The organism is Paenibacillus albidus (assembly GCF_014644435.1).
GTDB classification, from domain to species: Bacteria; Bacillota; Bacilli; order Paenibacillales; family Paenibacillaceae; genus Paenibacillus_AQ; species Paenibacillus_AQ albidus.
The window spans coordinates 194,060-211,607 of record NZ_BMKR01000011.1 but is presented as its reverse complement, the minus strand read 5'-3'; the positions used below and the strand labels follow the sequence as shown (position 1 = coordinate 211,607).

The following is a 17,548-nucleotide window of genomic DNA, read 5'->3' as shown; positions in this document are numbered from 1 at the left end:
GCTGCGTATACCGATTGCAGCATTAGCAACCCTGATCCATTCAAAAATGCAAGTTTGATAGAACCGGGAGGGGAATGAATATGACACTTCGAATCGAGCGATATCATGGCTGCCTGGCCGGGCTTGCCGCCGGGGATGCACTGGGCACGACAGTCGAGTTCAGTGCTCCAGGCACATTTGAGCCGGTTCACGATATAGTTGGCGGCGGTGTCTTTGGGCTGGAGCCGGGACAATGGACTGACGATACATCGATGGCCCTGTGCCTGGCGGAGAGCCTGCTCGCGAAGTTGGGGTTTGATCCGGCCGATCAGATGGCCCGATATCAACGTTGGTTCCGTGCCGGACATTTAAGCAGCACAGGGAAATGTTTCGATATCGGCAATGCTACACGGGCAGCTCTGGAACGTTATGAGGCGACAGGTGAGGGCTTCAGCGGTTCGGAGGACCCGGGTGCTGCCGGGAACGGCCCGATTATGCGGCTGGCGCCTGCAGTCATGTATTATGCAGAGAATCCTCTGCAGGCTATAGCGTATGCAGAGAGCAGCTCCAGAACAACGCACGGGTCGCGGGAGTGTCTGTCTGCCTGCCGTTTAATGGCAGCTTATCTGCTCGCCGGATTGCACGGCTGGAGTAAGGCCGAGATGCTCGGGCCTGGCGCTTTCAGCGGCTGGCTGGCGGAGGAGTCACTGGAGGACAGCTTGCTGGATATCCTGAAAGGCTCTTACCGGAGGAAAGAGCCGCCGTTAATCCAGGGCTCCGGATATGTGGTGAAATCACTGGAGGCCGCGCTCTGGGCTTTTTATAAATCCGAGAGCTTTGAGGAAGGGGCCTTGCTTGCTGTTAATCTGGGGGATGACGCGGACACTACCGGTGCCGTATACGGCCAGATTGCCGGAGCCTATTATGGCTTCAGCGGGATTCCGGAACGCTGGCGGGAGAAGCTGGCGATGAAGGAGCTGATTAAGGAATTTGCCGGGAGATTGTATGAGGAACGGGAAAGGCGCTGAAGGAGCGTACACTCCTGTTTCGAACCTGACAGACAGTTGTCCAGTTACCTTCCGTATACTGATAACAGACAGCAGGAGGAGGAGATTGAGAATATGAATACGGAGATTGTCCATAAAGGGGAATTTACACTGTGCGGAATCAGCACCAGGACCACCAATGCTGAGGAGATGAGCGGAAAGGGGCGCTTGTCTCAGTTATGGCAAGATTATTTCAGCAGCTCCTTGGCTTCAAGGGTGGCAGACCCCAGCTCCCAGCTCATTTACGCTCTATATACGGATTATGAGAGTGATGCCAGCGGTGCCTATACGGTTATAGTAGGACAGGATGTTGCTGCTGAAGAAGTGAATCCTGCCGATGGTTATCAGTATGCGAAAGTTCCGGAAGGCAAATATATGGTGTTTACGGTCCCGGCAGGGCCTGTATATGAGAAGGTGGCCCAAACCTGGGGAGAGATCTGGGCGTATTTCCAGAACGCCGCTGAGGTCAGAACCTATATTGGCGATTACGAATGTTATGATTCCCGTAACGCTGATCCTGCCGAGATCAAGATCTATATCGGAATTCAGTAAGTTCAGGACAAATTTTAGAAGCAATAACACAGAGGGGTGTCCCAAAAGCCATGGAAAGGCTGCCGGGGCAGCCCTTTTGTGGATGCAGGGTTCTTGCTGTAAACTTCGTCTAACAAGACAACTATAGATTAAGGGAAAGAAGGTTGCTTGTTATGTCGATCATCAAGACGATATTTAAGAACAGGGCAGGTCAGCTGCGGGCAGGCTGGGATATACTGCTGCTGTTGGCCGCCGTAATAGGTTTGGCTCGGGTTTGCTCATATGTCCTGTCGCTGCGCACGGGTTCCGGGTATCTGTTCGACCCCCATGGCTGGGTACAAATATTCAAAGAGATAGGACCTTATATCGTGATCACCGTGTGCTTTGCAGTGAGGGTGGTTCAAAAAAAGCCGCTTTCCTCCATAGGTCTTACGGTTCCAGATGGCAAACGGTTGTTTACAGGATTTCTGGCCGGAGCTTTTTTGCTGACCGCAGTGATTGTCATTCTGCTGGGCGTAGGCGCGGCGGAATTTCAGGGAGTCTGGTCCGATCCGCAATGGGGGCGGATTAATCTGATCGGCCTTGTTACCGTGGGAGCTGTAGCAGGGATCTCCGAAGAAGTTCTCTTTAGAGGATACATACAGCATTTATTGTCCAGCCGCTTGTCGCCCCTCTGGGGGATGAGCATTATTGCCGGCACGTTTGCGCTCGCCCATATGGCCAACGACAATTTTACCTGGCTGAGTGCGCTGAATATTGCCCTGGTTTCTTTCATTTTTTCTCTGGCTACCCTACGGACGGGGAATCTTTATTTTGCCATCGCGCTTCATGCGGCCTGGAACATGTTTCAGGGGTATGTATTTGGGGTTGCGGTCAGCGGAAATCCGGCAGAGGGCCTGTATACGGTGCATTTGCATGGTGCCGACTGGTTGAGCGGAGGCGCCTTTGGAGTAGAGGGGAGTGTTATAACCACGCTAGTACTGGGGCTGGCTTGTATGCTTATGTGGATTGTACCTGTTCACGGGCAGAAGCTCCGCTTGGACCGATCCGGCATCGCCTAGAGCTTCACCCATGAATCATGATTCAGGAGAATACAACAAAAAAACGCCGGTGCAGAGCGGAAGCTCTCAACCAGCGTTTTTTGCTGTCTGGAATGCGGTAATATCATGCCATTAGAATTGGAAATCCTCGTCCTTCAAAGGTTCAACGTTCATCGCCCGGACGTAGCCATTGCCTTTTTTGGAGAAAAAGTCATGCTGTTTGGTATGGGTGCTGATCCCGTTCTGGACGATCGGATTGATCTCTTCCTCTTCGAACAGCGGGTCGAGTCCCAGGTTCATCATCGCCTTGTTAGCGTTGTACCGCAGGAAGGTCTTAACTTCGTCCACGAGGCCAATCGGCGCATAGATTTGTTCCGTGTATTGTTCTTCGTTGGCATGCAGCAGGCGCAGCAGCCCCACCAGCGTCTGGTACAGATCGCGCTGCTCATCTTCCTCGAGCTCGGCATAGATCTCCTGGGCCAGTACACCGACGTATACCCCGTGAATGCTCTCATCCCGCAAAATAAGGTCGATAATCTCGCCGCTGCAGGTCATTTTGCCTTGGCCGGCCAGATAAAGCGGGTAGAAAAAGCCGCTGTAGAACAGGTAACTTTCCAGAAGCACGGAAGCTGCCATCGCCAGGTACAGGTCTTTAGGAGTCTTTATATTTTTGTAGTATTCGGAGATAGTCTCCGCTTTGAATTGCAGAAAAGTGTTGTCTTCCACCCAGCGGAATACATTGTCAATCTCTTCGGTGGAAGCCAGGGTTGTGAAGATGCTGCTGTATGATTTGGCATGGATCTGCTCCATCATGCCCATGAAGCCCAGCACGGCTTTGCGCTGCAAACCTTCCACATGCTCCATAATCTGCGGCATGCCTACCCCGCCTTGAATCGTATCGAGCAGCGTCAGGCCGCCGAGCACCTTCATATAGGAATCCTTTTCCTGCTCATTCAGAGTCAGCCAGGACATTTTGTCATCGGATAATGGAATCTCGTCGTCCGTCCAGAACTGCATAATATTCTGGTTCCAGAACATCAGCGAGAAATCGTCGTCGGGGCGGTTCCAGTTAACGGCTTGGATAGCGCTCATAATCGTATAATCTTCCTTTCTGTACCTAGATCGAGCAGGTCAGGCATTCCTCAACGGACAGCTTTTTGGTCCGGGTGTAATACAGGGACTTCAATCCTTTGTGTGCCGCATACAGGTAGCAGCGGGCCAGCTCACGGGTCGTTACATCACTGTTCACATGCAGAACGGTCGAGATGCCTTGGTCAATGTGGGGCTGAATTTCCGCAATCAGGTCAATAACCTTGAACTGGTCCATCTGGTACGCGGATTTATAGAAGAACACATTATCAGGCTGCAAATACGGCATCGGATAGTAGGTGGTCGAATTGGCATAAGTCCGTGTCTCGATCTGCTCCACAATCGGCATGACACTGGAGGTCGCATTCTGGATATAGGAAATGCTCGCGGTTGGCGCAATGGCCAGCCGGTACGCATGATACAGGCCGTTCTTCATTACAGCGTCACGCAGCTGCTTCCAGTCTTCAGGAGTTGGAATGTAGATTCCTTGGAACAACTCTTGTGCTTTCGCAGTGACCGGGCGGTAATCCGTAGACAAGTAGCGTTCAAAATAAACGCCGGTCGCATAATCGGATTCCGCGAAGCCGTGGAATGTCTCGCCGGTTTCGGCGGCGATCTCCATACTCTTTTCAATAGAGTGGTAATTCATCGTCATGAAGAAGGTGCGGGCGAAATCGCGGGCCTGCTCACTCTCATAAGCGATCTTGTTCTTGGCGAAGTAACCGTGCAGGTTCATCACGCCCAGGCCTACGGAGTGCATCTCCTTATTCGCTTTGGCGACACCCGGCGCGTTGGAGACAGTAGTCATATCGCTGACTGCAGTCAACGCGAGCATGCCTTCATGGACGGATTCACGGATCTTGCCGTGCTGCATTACATTGACGATGTTCAGGGAAGCGAGGTTGCAGCTGATATCGCGGCGGATCGCATCCTGCTGTCCGTAATCGTTAATCTCCGAAGTTTCCTGCAATTGAAAAATCTCGGTGCACAGGTTCGACATTTTGACCTGACCGACATTTTTCAGGGCGTGGGCGGCATTGGCGTTACTCTTGTTCATCATATATGGATAGCCCGATTCGAGCTGGATCATGGCAATTTTGGTCAGCATGTCGCGTGCGCTCATGGCAACTCTTTTCTTCACACGCGGGTCAGCGAGCAGGGTATCGTACATTTCGTCCAGATCCATGTCATCCAGGTGTGTACCATAGGCTTGGTAGACAGTGTAAGGAGCGAACACATACAGCGGCTGATTGTCCTGCGCCAGCTTGTAGAAGCGGTTCGGCACGATCAATCCGATGGACAACGTCTTCAGGCGTGATCTCTCGTCGGCGTTGATCTTCTTGCTGTCCAGGAACTCCAGTACATCCCAGCCAAAAATATTATAATAAGCCGCCCCCGAACCTTTGCGCTGGCCCATCTGATCGGCATAGGAGAATCCATCCTCCATCAGCTTCAGCACCGGCATGATGCCTTTGGCAGCATCCTCAACACCCTTGATCGTTTCACCGCGCGAGCGCAGCTTCGAGAGGTTGACGGCTACACCGCCGCCGATCTTGGAGAGCTGCATGCAGGTATTCAGCACGTAGTTGATCGAATTCAGCGAGTCATCCATTTCCAGGAGGAAACAGGAGACCATCTCGCCACGGCGGCTTTTGCCGGCATTGAGGAAGGTCGGTGTTGCCGGCTGAAGCCGCTGCTCCATCATCGAGCGGGCCAGGGTCCGGGCGGTATCGGCATTGCCGCGCCCGAGATGCAGCGCTACAACGGCTACGCGGTCGGGGTAATGCTCCAGGTATTGCTTGCGGTCATTGCTTTTGACGGCGTAGTCGGTGTAGAACTTGGAAGCCGCCATGTAAGAAGGAAAACGGAAATTATAATCATGGGCAATCCGGTAGACATCCTCCATCTCGGCAGCGGTATAACGGTCATACAAGTCCTCGTAGTAATCATTGGCGATCATATAATCCACTTTGGCTTTCGTATTCGGGAAAGTCAGACAACGCCGCTCCACCTCCCGCATAAATTCGGCCACAGCCTCCTGGTCCTTGTCCAGCTGGAAAAAGCCGCTTTCGTCTCTCTTCATCAACATGTTGTTCAGTTCAATATGCCGCAACCCGGCTCACCTCCTGTTTAATGCGCTCTACGTCGCCAAATGTTCCCGACAGTTCAAACTTCCCCACGACCGGCACATTATACTGCTGTGCAATCAGGTCCGCACTGTGCGCGAACAGCTCGCCCCAGTTCTTGTTGCCGCTGGCGGCGATGCCTTTCAGCCTGGAATGGTTCTTTTCCAAAAAAGAAGACACCTTCTCTGGGATTTGCCCAAATCCGGTGGTGTATGTAACAAGCACGTAAGGCTCGTCTATCGTCATATGCTCTTCAATTTGTACGGCCGGCAGCTTCAGCTTGCTGATGAACCGTTTTACGTTGCCGGTTTTGGAATCATAAGCAATCAGCATGGTCTCTAACCTCCTGTAACAACCTTCTCTTTGTACTTGACAAATCTATAAATGGCATTCCCGCTAGATTCACGGGTTTATCTATATATACACTACATTTAGTTGCGCTTAATCATTTTATGTACTATATCTTGAAAAGTCAATAGACGAAGACACCCCCGGGCGTCTGCAATCAGCTAGTTTTTGAGGGCAATCCCACGCCCCGTATGCGTTAAAAAATTTGTAGGGAAATTAATATTTTTTTGATGACTTTTTGGGTTCGGAGAGGAGGCGCCCTGGTGGCTGGAGTCGATGAAACGAGAGGCAAAAATGCCTTAGATTGTGGCGGAATGGGCCAAAGTGTGCGAATGAGAGGCAAAAATGCCTTAGAATCCGCCACAGCGACCGGAATCGCCACAATGAAAGGCAAAAATGCTCTTGATTGTGGACGGAGGGACCAAAGTGTACGAACGAGAGGCAAAAATGCCTTTCGGCGACCGCACTACTTCGGCTTGAGTGGTTGCCTCAATCAAAAAGGAGCCCCGCGGGGCTCCTCTTCGTCGCTCAGAACAGTGGGGATGTGTCCAGGTGTGTGTCAAACGGTGGCTGAATCATTAGTAGATAAGGCTCAGGCTGCCAACGCTCTCTACAACAAACTCAGGCACCAATTGTTCGCCGATATCGGTTCCTACGGTTTTATAGTTATGTTGGAACTGGCCGGACACCACTGAATTGCCGGTAACGCCGATCTCACCCTGCAAGGCGATGTATCGCCCGTCCGAGGAAAGAACGGTTGTACCGTTATTGTCCACGTAGAGTTCGCCTTGTAACGATACCTTCTCGTCGGGGCGTTGTTCAAGCTCTGAGGCCGTAATAAGCGGATACTCCTGCTCTTCCTGTACCTCCTGTACCAACTCGCTGAACTCGTACATGCTGACTGTGTGGCGGTAGATGGCTTCAGGGGCAAAAGTGCCGTCTGCAAGCTGCGCGCCTTGCACGAGCAGCGAACCATCCGCCTGAAGCTCGTAGCTGTCAGCTGTAAAGGAGAGCAGCAGTGTCATGCCTTCGGGTTTCATCTCATAAGCGGTATATAGGGTCTGCTCGTCTTCACTGTCGGCTTCGGCCATGACCACCGGTACGCCGGTGTTGTTGCCAAGCGCAAGCGAATCGTCGAACACAAGGCGGCGCAGGCGCGCGTATCCGGGAAGGACATCGCCGTTCAGGGTGACGACACTGCCGTCGTCCTTTAACGCCGCATAATACAAGCGGCCGCTGCTGTCTGTTCCCGCTACGTACACCTGTGCTCCATACCGCCCTGTGCCTGCGGTTATGTGGGTGTATTTCCCTGGCAACTCGCCGCCGGGCAGCAGCCGGACTGGCTCGGCTATATTCCAGGCGAGACGCGTAGCGGCCAGTTCAGCCGAAGTATCCTGCAGCGGAGCGAGTGCCTCATACAAGGCTATTGCTTCCGCATGCTGCCCGGCCCGGGACTTTCGTCCGGCAGTCTTGAGCAGCTGTGCCAGACTTTTGTCAATCTGGGTCAGCACCCTGGATGAAGAAAGACCTGCAGAGCGGGCAAAAGCGCGGTAAGATATCCCGTGCTGTACAAAGGCGGAGAGGTTATCGGCATCCAGATCCTTGTTCAGTATGGACTTTGTACTAGCCTCTGTCTGTTTCAGTATCCAAGGCGCCTCGTAGTCATGACTGCGGTAGGCATTCATCATGGACAAGGCGTTGTCCAGCAAGGGGCTGAAGCTCCCCGAAGCGGCCACAGCCTTAAGCCTTACTGTGTCATGCCCCTGAAAGCTTGCAGCGAGCAACTCCTGCTTCAGCTCCGTTTCCCCATAAAAAGCGTCCGGGATCAACAGCAAATTCCATTTGAAGCTGTCCTCGCCGCTTCCGCCTCCCGCCTTGCTCTCTGCAAGCTCGGCAAGAAATTGCTTCTTGAACTTCTGGAAATATACGGTCAGGTCATCCGAGAGGCCAGAATCTGCAGACAATTGGCGGAAATGGGCTTCATAGGAGCCCCCGGTCTTCATATATACAGCCTTCAGGCTGATTAGTGATTCATAGGTCTGCAGCAGTCCGGTAAAATCCTTCGTTGCCGACTGGGCACGTGCAGTTAAGACCAGGGTATTCAGGGCGTTGCGGATTTTGGTAATCGGCCCCAGCTCGTCAAGCCTCTGCGCAAGCCTGTCTTCCATATAAAGAAGCGAAGAGTTCCCGGCAGCCTGCCGGTACTGCTCCTCGGCGGCAATCAGGTCGCCTGCGGCATATAAGCGGTCACCTTCCTGTACCGCCTGAATCTTGTCCGCGATGCGGACGGCTTTTTGCCCAAGCAGGCCAATCATAGTTATACACAAAATGATCATAAAATTACGCAGGGTTATCACTTGTCTGATCGTCATATAGAGTAGCCTCTTTTTTTGGTATCTAAGCATCAACCTGAAAATCGGGGTCCCAGCGGTATTTGGTGCTGACAATTTCCGCAACGGTCTGATCAAGGCCGTTCCATGGCTCATGCGGGTTGGCAGCGATCATCCTGGACAACCGCAGCACGCGGTCTTTGGGCAGATCCTGCACATATCTTCCTATAAAGCCGGAATAGAGCAGGGCATAACGCTTCATGCGCACCGCTGCCCCGGCAACGCCCGCAAGGATAGCGGAGCCTTTATCCATTTGCAGAATCTGGACTTCGTACGTCTTTACATACCGCAGCGTCCGGTCCTTGATCAAATCCCGGCGTACCTTGGCAACTTCGCCGATATATTCTGCCAGCAGCGGCTCGAAGTCCTTGAGCAGGAGCTGTTCCAGCTCCAGCTCCATATCCTTCCGCAGCAGAAATCCGTGCAGCAGGGCGACCCGCTGCCGGGCAATGCGGTCACCGCGGAGCAGAACAGAGAGCTCGCGCAGCTTCTCATAGGCTAGTACATCATTCTCGCGGAGTACGGAGACGGCTTCCTGACGGTTGAACTCCAGTCCTTGCTTAAGGATACCGATATTATGTCCCAGCAGCTGATCAAGTGAGCGCAAATTTTCATTCTTCCTTGTTTTTCGCTGCGTATAGTAAAGTAAGCCCATCAATACAAGACCGCCGGCTCCGCATAGGACCATCTGCTGCAGGCTGGTGCCAAAATAGACGGAGGCCAGGGTGAGGAACAAGGTGAGCAGCAGACGGGTATGTATCTTGCGTCCGGCGATGGATACAGCGTGTTGTTCAACCGGCACCAAGGAGGACTTGCCGCATCCGGTGCAATGTTCTTCGCGGAGTGCAGTGTAACGTCCGCAGCGGCGGCAGATGCGCAGGTTGTCGAAGGCATAACGCGGAGCCTTGAACGGACGAAAGGTGACGGGTTTTTTCTTATGGACGGCCATGGTCGCCTCCGTTCAGCGTTGCCAGCAGTCTCTCTTCGATGTCATCGCGGGTAAGCGGTTTGCGCTGGCGGGCGGCATACAGGGAAATTTGAATGACGACATATAGGAACGTAATGGCCAGAATGACGTATGAAATCATGGAACGATCCTTTCTGCTTGGACACACGGATGCGTACGGTGATCAGAAATGGCGTTTCTTATCCTTCTCCCCGTCCCGGACCGTCGGTCCTAAAGTTGAAGTTTACAAGGTTTAATTATATCATAATGGCATGTTATTTACAGAATTTAGCTTTCGCACAGGCTAGCTATATGTGCCCACTATAACACAAGAGGAGCCATCTTTATGCTTCGTAAACATCCAGCTTCAAGAACAGCCAAGACTATTATGCAACGTATCTTTCCGGCACTGCTGCTGGTTTTGCTTATCGCTACAGCTCCCTTAATGGCTGTACGGGCCTATGCAGCGGCGCCAACCGGTTCACACATTGATGCCGTGCTTCTTATTGATGTCAGCAATTCCATGAAGACGAGTGACAAGAACAACATCGCAGGTGAAGCGATGAAAATGTTCATAGATATGCTCTCCGCCCAAGGGGATAAGGTCGGCATTGTAGCCTACACCGATGAGGTACAGCGCGAGAAGGCGCTGCTGCAGATTAACTCGGCTGCCGACAAGCAGGATCTGAAGGACTTTATTGACGGGCTGGACCGCGGACCTTATACGGATATCGCGGTGGGGATGGAAGAAGCGGTAAAGGTGCTTCAGAACGGAAGTGATCCCGCACATGAGCCGATGATTGTCATGCTGGCAGACGGCAATAATGATTTCAACCAAGCTACGGGCCGGACACAGAGCCAGTCCGATACAGAGCTAGCGGCGGCGGTGGAGACCGCCAAGAAGAACGGATATCCTATTTATACCATTGGCCTTAATGCCGACGGCAAGCTGAACAAGCAGAGCCTGGCCGATCTGTCGGGCAAGACCGGAGGCAAGGCGTTCTCAACGGATACGGCGGATGATCTGCCGGAAATCCTCAGTGAGATTTTTGCCAGCCATCTGAAGCTGAAGATTGTTCCGGTTCAATCCATAACGGCTAACGGAAACTACCAGGATGTTACAGTCAATGTGCCGAACGCAAGCGTGCTGGAAGCGAATATCTCGATAATGTCTTCCCAGCCGGTAGAAGCGAAGTTGACTGATCCGTCGGGCAAAAGCGTTGCGATTCCATCGAATGATATCCTGTTGTCGCAGTCCAAGACTTACAGTCTGATTAAGCTGCTGTCGCCACAGCAGGGAGACTGGAAGCTGCAGATCAAGGGTGTCCCCAAGGACAAGATTGATATCAATCTCGTTTTTAACTATGATCTGGAGCTCAAAATGGATGCATTGCCGTCAAAGACCTATAAAAAGGGGGATACCATCGACATTGCTTCCCGCCTTTACAGCAACGGCACTCAGGTAACGCTCAGCAATTTGTATCAGAATATGAAGGCGGTTCTGCTCGCCACGGATACCGATACCGGGAAGACCGAAGAGATCCCGCTCGATAATACAGGCGATGTATTCAAGGGTACTTTTGAGGTGAAAGACAGCCATAACTATGAATTGAAGGTCCGGGCGGAGGAGAGCAGCTTCTATCGTGAGAGTGATACACTTACGGTCAATGCCAAGACAGGAGCGGCTGGAGCGGGAGCCACCCAGGCCCCGGCTGGAACCGGAACTGACCCTGCCGAAGAGAAGCCGGCATCGAAGAGCCTGTATTACATCATCGGAGCCGTTCTGCTGCTGCTAGCAGCCGGCGTTGCCTTCTGGCTGCTCCGCCAAAAAGCGACCCGTGGTTTTGTTGGACAGCTGGTTATTGAAGTGCAGGACGGCAACACCGGAGAGAAGACGTATCCGCAGTACAAGAAGCTGTCCGCCTTCCGGGGCAAATTCAATCTGCATCAGCTGCTCCAGCTTGCGCCGGAATTGAAAGAAAGCGAGAATCTGGTCTTCACGCCGGTCAAGAATGACCGCATTCTGCTGCGCAGCAGCGCTGAGGGAATTGCCGTGGAGAGATCCGGGCGTGCGGCCGATGCCTCGAGCGGCCTTGAACTGAAGAGCGGCGACCGGATTTCTGTAACCTTGCAGACCGTAGACAAGACGATTTTAATGGAGTATTTAGTATAGGAAGCCTAAGTTAGTTTGGGGAGGAATCAGAATGAAACCGATAGTAAGAGAACATATTCAGCAATTAGACGTATCCCTTGGGGGAGGTATTGTCAGCGACAAAATCAGGGTGGATACCATTGATAATCCTATCCTGATTATCGGACTTGGCGGCACAGGCATCGATGCCCTGCTCCGTCTGAAATACCAGATCAACCGCCGCTTCAAACTGCCCGAAGATCCGATCTCCAAGAAGAAACGGGATAAGCCCGACAACGTGGAATTCCTGGCTTTTGAGACCAATGAACAGGACCGCGGGAAGAAATACAAAGGCATCGGCCTTGACCCGCAGAATGAATTCGTGCTGCTGGCCAACGCCGAAATCGGCGGGCTGCTGCAGAACCGCAGCATCCTTGAGCCTTACATTACAGAATGGCTGTCGCCGGAGCTGAGCATCACGGACGGCATGAACGGCGCCGCGGGTGTGCGGCAGGCCGGACGGCTGCTGCTGTTCACCAAGATTAATCAGGTTGTAGGCGCCATCGACAAGAAGATCAAGACCCTGTCCGTCGGCACCAGCAAGAAGCTGATGGTGTTCTTGCTGACAGGTCTGTCCGGCGGGACGGGCAGCGGCGCATTTCTGGATATCTCCTATATCGTGCGCGGCATTATCGAACGCGATTACGGCTCAGCCGGGATTGACCGCGTGAACACGCTCGGATACCTGTTCACCCCGGATGTAAATCTGGCCAACAAAAGCCTCAGCGAGCACACGCGCGAATATATCCGCAAGAACGGATACGCGGCGCTCAAAGAGCTGGACTACTGGATGAATGTGGACAGCCGCGGCGAGCGGTTCCGCCAGCAGTACGGCAATATTTTGACCGTCAATTCTCCGCTGCCGCCGTTCAACCTGTGCCATCTGATTTCTGCGACCAATACCGAAGGCAAGCTGCTGGAGAATGCCTATGATTACTGCATGAATGTGACGGCGGAGAATATCACGAACTTTATGGCCAGCGAAGAGAAACAGTCAGGCGAAGAATTCGCCATTCACGACTATATCAGCAATATCCGCACGAACATTGCGCAGATGAACAAGGTATATCCGGCCAATTATGAATACAACATTATCGGAGCTTCATCTGCAGTATTGCCGATTGAGGAAATGACTACCTATCTGGCTTACCGTCTTTTTGACAAGATGGAAAAAATGTTCCGGCAGGCCCCGGGCCAGGAGGATGTTGAGAAATTTGCCCGCAAGCTGGGTATCGACCTCGACAGCATGATTAAGACGTTCGAATCGCGTGTGCCGGAGCCGCTGCCGGGTTATGAGAACAGCGAGCGCCTGAGCCATGCGAACGTAATCAAGAATCAGGTCGTCAGCATGGATACGGAGCTGGAACAGAACTTCCTGTCCCGGGCCCGGGAGGAATACATCAAGTCCAAGAAACAGCTGCCAGGCGAGATTGTCGGACGGTTCGGCGAGGAGCTGGAGCGGATCTTCCTGCATCCGGAACAGGGGCCCTTTTATGTCTCCCGGCTGCTGTACACAGAAAAAGGCTTCTGTATTCTGAAGCTGATCCAGTCCTATGTGGAAGCTTTGCGAGAGAGCCTTTTGCGTCTGCCGCGTGATATTGAGACGGCACGTGAGAGTGCGGAGGAGAAGCTGGGCGACGCACGCAGCGCTTTTGTCTCCAAAGAGAAAAAGAAGAATGCTTATATCGAGGCCAAAATCAATGAATATTGGCTGCATGCCGATGTGGAGCGCACCGAACGCATGATCGAATTCTATGAAGACCTGTATGAGCTGCTTAACGAAGAGAACAGCCGGATTTATGGCGTGTTTACGGAGATTCTGAGTGCGCTCAGCTCGATTTTTGCCAAAAATGGGGACATCCTGATCAATGGCGAGGAGCAGGCCGATTATAAAGGCAACAAAACCTACTACTGGAACATTGTAAATGTGCCGGACATCTCGGCCACTATCTCGAAACTCATGGAGCAGAAGGACGGCGACGATCTGATCCGTGACTTCACCCGTGAGATGCTGAATCACTCCGGCCGCTGGGTCAAAGAGCAGGAGATTGATATTGTCCGCTCCATTTCGGAGTTCCTGAGCGACAAATTCGGCGATTTGATTACCCGTTCCATGGAGGATTTCCTGGTGATGAAATACGGCCATGATGAGCCGCTGGATAAATTCGTGGAGCGGATTATAGCCGGCAAGCTGGATGAGCAGGCGGTTCCTACCTTCCACCTCAGCAACAGCTCAGGCAGTCTGCACTTCCCGTCCTGGGGGTTCGTATCCGTGCCGGTCAAAGCGCCGGGCATCCTGAAGGGGATCCGCAATTATCAGAATAATGCCCTGGGCAAATCGCAGTTCACGATCAAGGAGAGCCAGGTCAAGAACCGGATTTTCTGGCTGAATACGCGCAACGGGGTGCCGCTGTTTGTGTACACGCCGCTGCGGGTGTTCGAGGAGAATTACGAACGGACCATTCTGGACAAGGAAGGGATTGGCCGCCATCTGGTGATGACGGACAAGAACAACTGGACGTACCTGCCGTCCCCGATTCCGGAAAAATCATGGGGCGACACTTATGTCAATCCGCGCGTGCGTGATTATAATGCCAGAGTGCGGGCCGACTTTACCCAGGCGCTGGCTGCCGGAGTTATTATAGAGAAAGGCCTCGACGAGAATACCAGCAGCCGTTATTCGGTGGTGTTCACGAAGCCGTTTGATCTGGAAGCTTTCCTGAAAGGCTTTGATCTGCAGCTGAGTGCGCCGCGCCCGAATCTTGGAGAGGTGAAGAAAGCAGCCGATGAGCTGAAGGCGCTGCTGGAGAAGGGGCTGGAGCGCGAGAGCGTCAAGGATATTTTTGGCAGCATCAACCATGAGCTGGCCCAGGAGAACCTGATCCGTTCTCCGCAGCTGATTACCCGTGTCCGTGAGGAATTGGCCCAATATGCGGCGCTTGCTGCCAAATCGGCTGAGCTTAATGCGCTGCTTCACCAATATCTGGATGAGGACAAATGGATGGACCAGTTCATTGAAGCCTTGTACACCGAAAGTATTATCAAAAAAGGTGCGCTCTACGTCTATGACCGCGATGAAGAGGAAGACGCTTGGGAGCCGTTCGCCAACCTGATGAAAGAACGCAGCTATGTGGAATATGCCGTGTACCGCCATTTCCGCGGGCTGGATGAGAAGAGCCGCAGTGTGCTGCTGCGCAAGGCGGCCCGGCGTGCCGGGGAAATGACGGCTGCGGAAGATGTCACTCCGCTGCTGTATAAGCTGGAAGGGCTGTACGTCTCCTTCCTGGAGGCGCGTGACAGCCTTGAATATGAGCGGGTAGAACATGCCAACGGTGATGAGATGTACAGCTTTTACAAGAGCATGACCGGCAAGCTGGGCAGCATCCGCAGAAAGCTGAAATAACCTATGATCACATCTCAGGTTCTATCGTATGGTGAACAATACGCGGCAGAGGAAGAAGCAGCGCGCAGCCGGGGGGATGGACGCAGCAGCATCCATTACCCGGCGCTGTTCCTGTTCGTTGGAGACAAGGTGGCTCCGGCCATCGCCCCGGTGCTGGACAGCTGCGAGCGCAAATGGGACAACGCGGGCGGTGTGATGGCCATCCATGCGCTCACGGAAGGTGCGAGCCGCTCTGCGGCTTCGCCGGAGAATGGCGGTACGATGCGAAGAGAACGGGTGATGGTTATGGCTCTGCCGGACACGGCAGGGCATGATCCCCGTACGGTACGCCAGGAGGTGTACCGTGAATTTCACCAGGACAGCCGTTATCTGGCCGAGATGAACCGTACCTTGCGGCGGCTCAGCAACAGCATCGCGGATTACGGGCGGCTCTATTCATCCTTTGATGTCATTCATCTCTCTATCATTACGCGGGTCGATGACCCGCTTAATGTATTCTTGCCGGAAATTACACTGCTGGCCCGTGCTGTGCTCGGGCAATCGTTCAAGTCGGTCCAGATGGATCTGTATGCGCTGATCAATGAACGGGAGCAGGGAGAGAATTACGGATATTCCAGCTCGGTCGGGCTGGCTTTTCTGCGCGAGCTTGATGGGCTGCAGGCGGGAGACTATACTTTCCAGGCTCCGCTGCTCGTGACCGAAGAGGAATTGTCCATTCCGGTAGCGCACGGGCCGGCTCCGTTGTTTGATCTCGTGTACCTGCTCTCCGACAAGAACGAACGTGGTATGCTGTCGGCCCATGGCATGAGTGACAATTATGAGATTATCTCCCATGTCAGCCTGCTCAAGAACCGGGTGCGGCCCACAGCCGATCAGGCCACCGGGCAAGGCGGCTATAACAATATGACCTTCAAGAGCGGGATCAGAGGCAACACGGGCCGCCAAGGGTATGCTTCGGCAGGTTTCTCAGGCGTACGAAGGCCGAACAGGCAGATTGCGCTGGCGGTGCTTTATCATGCGTTCCGGCGTCTGGCCGAAGCGCTGCGTGAAGCCAGCCCGTGGCCTGTACGGGACCGTCAAGCCCTGCTGGGGCTAGGCACCGACAGTCTGCGGGAACAGGCGGCACAGCTGCTGCCGGAGAGAGAAGGGCTGGCCGAGATGACCGGGCTGATGAGCCATGGCCGACCGTCATACCATGAGCTGAGGCAACTGTCGCTGCGCGAGGCGGAGCAGCTGCTGTTCGGCGATGGGGGCGAAGCCTATTTCCGCAGCAATTTCGTGGCCGAGACGGCCCGCCGGACGGAAGCTTTTGACCCGCTCCGCACGTGGCGGGGAATATTTGCGGCACAGGAAACGGCGGTCCCTCCGGTGACCTTCTATCAGCTGGCCGAATGGACAGCCGACAGGGAAGACAGCGGGGGCGGAAGTGTGCTGTACGGGCTGCGTCAGCATATGGCGGGTCTGCGGGCAGTCATTGCCTCGGCTCAGGCCGAGCTTGATCTGCTCTATGCAGAGAGTGTGGAACGCCAGCCGTTCCAGCGGGTGCCGCTGTTTGACAAGCGGACGGTGCGCAACTTCATCCATTATCTGTTCACGACGGTGTATGGCCAGAAATATGAGCTGCTGCGCCTGGAGAGCGAGCTGGCCTTCTGTCTGCGGCTGGAAGCCGCGCTGGAGCAGCTGCATGCAGAGAGCATCAGCCGGGTCAAGGCCATGGAGTCGCTGGAGGAAGAGCTGCGCGGCATAGCGCTGGACAGCATCGGCCGGACGAACGACGAGCTTGGGCAGAATATCATGGAATATTACCGGACCGTGACGGAAGAGGTTATGAAGGAGATCGAAACGCGCCGCGGGCCTGGCATATTCTTCAGCGAGCGGTACATGGGCAGCATGACAGCGCTGCTTGCAGAGGGCAAGGAAGCGGTCATCAGCCGCCTCATTGAGCTGTGCCGGAAGGAGCTGCTGGCGGCAGAACCGTTCGCGTTGTCCTTCGAGGAGGAGCTGCTGCGCCGGGCAAATGTGGCGGCGGCTTATGAGAACCGCGAAGTCCTGTCCCGGGAAGAGCTGTTCAAGCGGCTCTACCGCAACCTGGAGGAGGGGGCGGTGGTCAATGTGAGGCTGTTTGAATATACGCAGGAGCACCGCCATGAGGAGAAATATTTCTTCGGTGACAGCAGCTCCGAGTTCCTGCGTTACGCCTTCGGTGTGGATGAGACGACCCGTATTTACCGGCTCGGCTTCGTCCATGAGCAGCGCAGAAGCGGAATCGAGAAGCTGAATCTGATGGGTGGCTTCCATTTGGAGGATCTGCTGTATTACCGCAATGCCAAGGTCTACTACGAAACCTATGTTCAGAATGGCTACCATCTGCATGGAGTGGATGAAGCTCAGCTGCCTGAGCTGCGTTAGCACCTGTCTACGGACCCTGGATTTAGTGGACGGTGAATGAAAGATGTATT

Annotated in this window: 12 protein-coding genes; 6 read left to right on the top strand and 6 right to left on the bottom strand. The window is 53.8% G+C overall.

What is annotated here, in order from left to right; all coding sequences use genetic code 11:
• Positions 1-80: 80 nt before the first annotated feature.
• From IEY53_RS15480 to IEY53_RS15470, 3 genes are all read left to right on the top strand, one after another.
• Complete coding sequence (locus IEY53_RS15480; RefSeq protein ID WP_189026385.1) at positions 81-1,007, top strand: ADP-ribosylglycohydrolase family protein; 927 nt, start codon at positions 81-83, stop codon at positions 1,005-1,007.
• 93 nt (positions 1,008-1,100) lie between these two features.
• Positions 1,101-1,577, top strand: coding sequence for a GyrI-like domain-containing protein (locus IEY53_RS15475; protein WP_189026383.1), 477 nt, complete (start codon positions 1,101-1,103; stop codon positions 1,575-1,577).
• 152 nt (positions 1,578-1,729) lie between these two features.
• Complete coding sequence (locus tag IEY53_RS15470) at positions 1,730-2,617, top strand: CPBP family intramembrane glutamic endopeptidase (RefSeq protein ID WP_189026381.1); 888 nt, start codon at positions 1,730-1,732, stop codon at positions 2,615-2,617.
• 111 nt (positions 2,618-2,728) lie between these two features.
• Here IEY53_RS15470 and nrdF read toward each other — a convergent pair whose 3' ends face one another.
• The 6 genes from nrdF to IEY53_RS15440 form a co-directional block, all read right to left on the bottom strand.
• Positions 2,729-3,688, bottom strand: coding sequence for a class 1b ribonucleoside-diphosphate reductase subunit beta (gene nrdF, locus IEY53_RS15465; RefSeq protein ID WP_189026379.1), 960 nt, complete (start codon positions 3,686-3,688; stop codon positions 2,729-2,731).
• 25 nt (positions 3,689-3,713) lie between these two features.
• Complete coding sequence (gene nrdE, locus IEY53_RS15460) at positions 3,714-5,798, bottom strand: class 1b ribonucleoside-diphosphate reductase subunit alpha (RefSeq protein WP_189026377.1); 2,085 nt, start codon at positions 5,796-5,798, stop codon at positions 3,714-3,716.
• Positions 5,785-6,144 carry a class Ib ribonucleoside-diphosphate reductase assembly flavoprotein NrdI gene (nrdI, locus tag IEY53_RS15455; protein ID WP_189026375.1) on the bottom strand — a complete coding sequence of 120 codons (360 nt, stop codon included), beginning with the start codon at positions 6,142-6,144 and terminating at the stop codon, positions 5,785-5,787. Before nrdI ends, nrdE begins: the two co-directional genes overlap by 14 nt.
• A 593-nt stretch (positions 6,145-6,737) precedes the next feature.
• Positions 6,738-8,531, bottom strand: coding sequence for a hypothetical protein (locus IEY53_RS15450; RefSeq protein WP_189026373.1), 1,794 nt, complete (start codon positions 8,529-8,531; stop codon positions 6,738-6,740).
• 25 nt (positions 8,532-8,556) lie between these two features.
• Entirely contained in the window at positions 8,557-9,498 is a 942-nt protein-coding gene (locus tag IEY53_RS15445; RefSeq protein WP_229696174.1) for a hypothetical protein, read from the bottom strand.
• Positions 9,485-9,637: a hypothetical protein gene (locus IEY53_RS15440; RefSeq protein WP_189026371.1), complete on the bottom strand. Its 153-nt coding sequence runs from the start codon at positions 9,635-9,637 to the stop codon at positions 9,485-9,487. Before IEY53_RS15440 ends, IEY53_RS15445 begins: the two co-directional genes overlap by 14 nt.
• A 303-nt stretch (positions 9,638-9,940) precedes the next feature.
• Here IEY53_RS15440 and IEY53_RS15435 point away from each other — a divergent pair, with 303 nt between their 5' ends.
• From IEY53_RS15435 to IEY53_RS15425, 3 genes are read left to right on the top strand one after another with little or no spacing between them, the layout of a single operon-like run.
• Positions 9,941-11,668 (top strand): VWA domain-containing protein, encoded by a 1,728-nt coding sequence (locus IEY53_RS15435; protein ID WP_229696179.1) that lies wholly within the window; start codon positions 9,941-9,943, stop codon positions 11,666-11,668.
• A 31-nt stretch (positions 11,669-11,699) separates the two neighbouring features.
• Positions 11,700-15,089 carry a tubulin-like doman-containing protein gene (locus IEY53_RS15430; RefSeq protein WP_189026367.1) on the top strand — a complete coding sequence of 1,130 codons (3,390 nt, stop codon included), beginning with the start codon at positions 11,700-11,702 and terminating at the stop codon, positions 15,087-15,089.
• Positions 15,090-15,092: 3 nt separating this feature from the next.
• Complete coding sequence (locus tag IEY53_RS15425; RefSeq protein ID WP_189026365.1) at positions 15,093-17,498, top strand: transcription initiation factor TFIID; 2,406 nt, start codon at positions 15,093-15,095, stop codon at positions 17,496-17,498.
• Positions 17,499-17,548 lie beyond the last annotated feature (50 nt).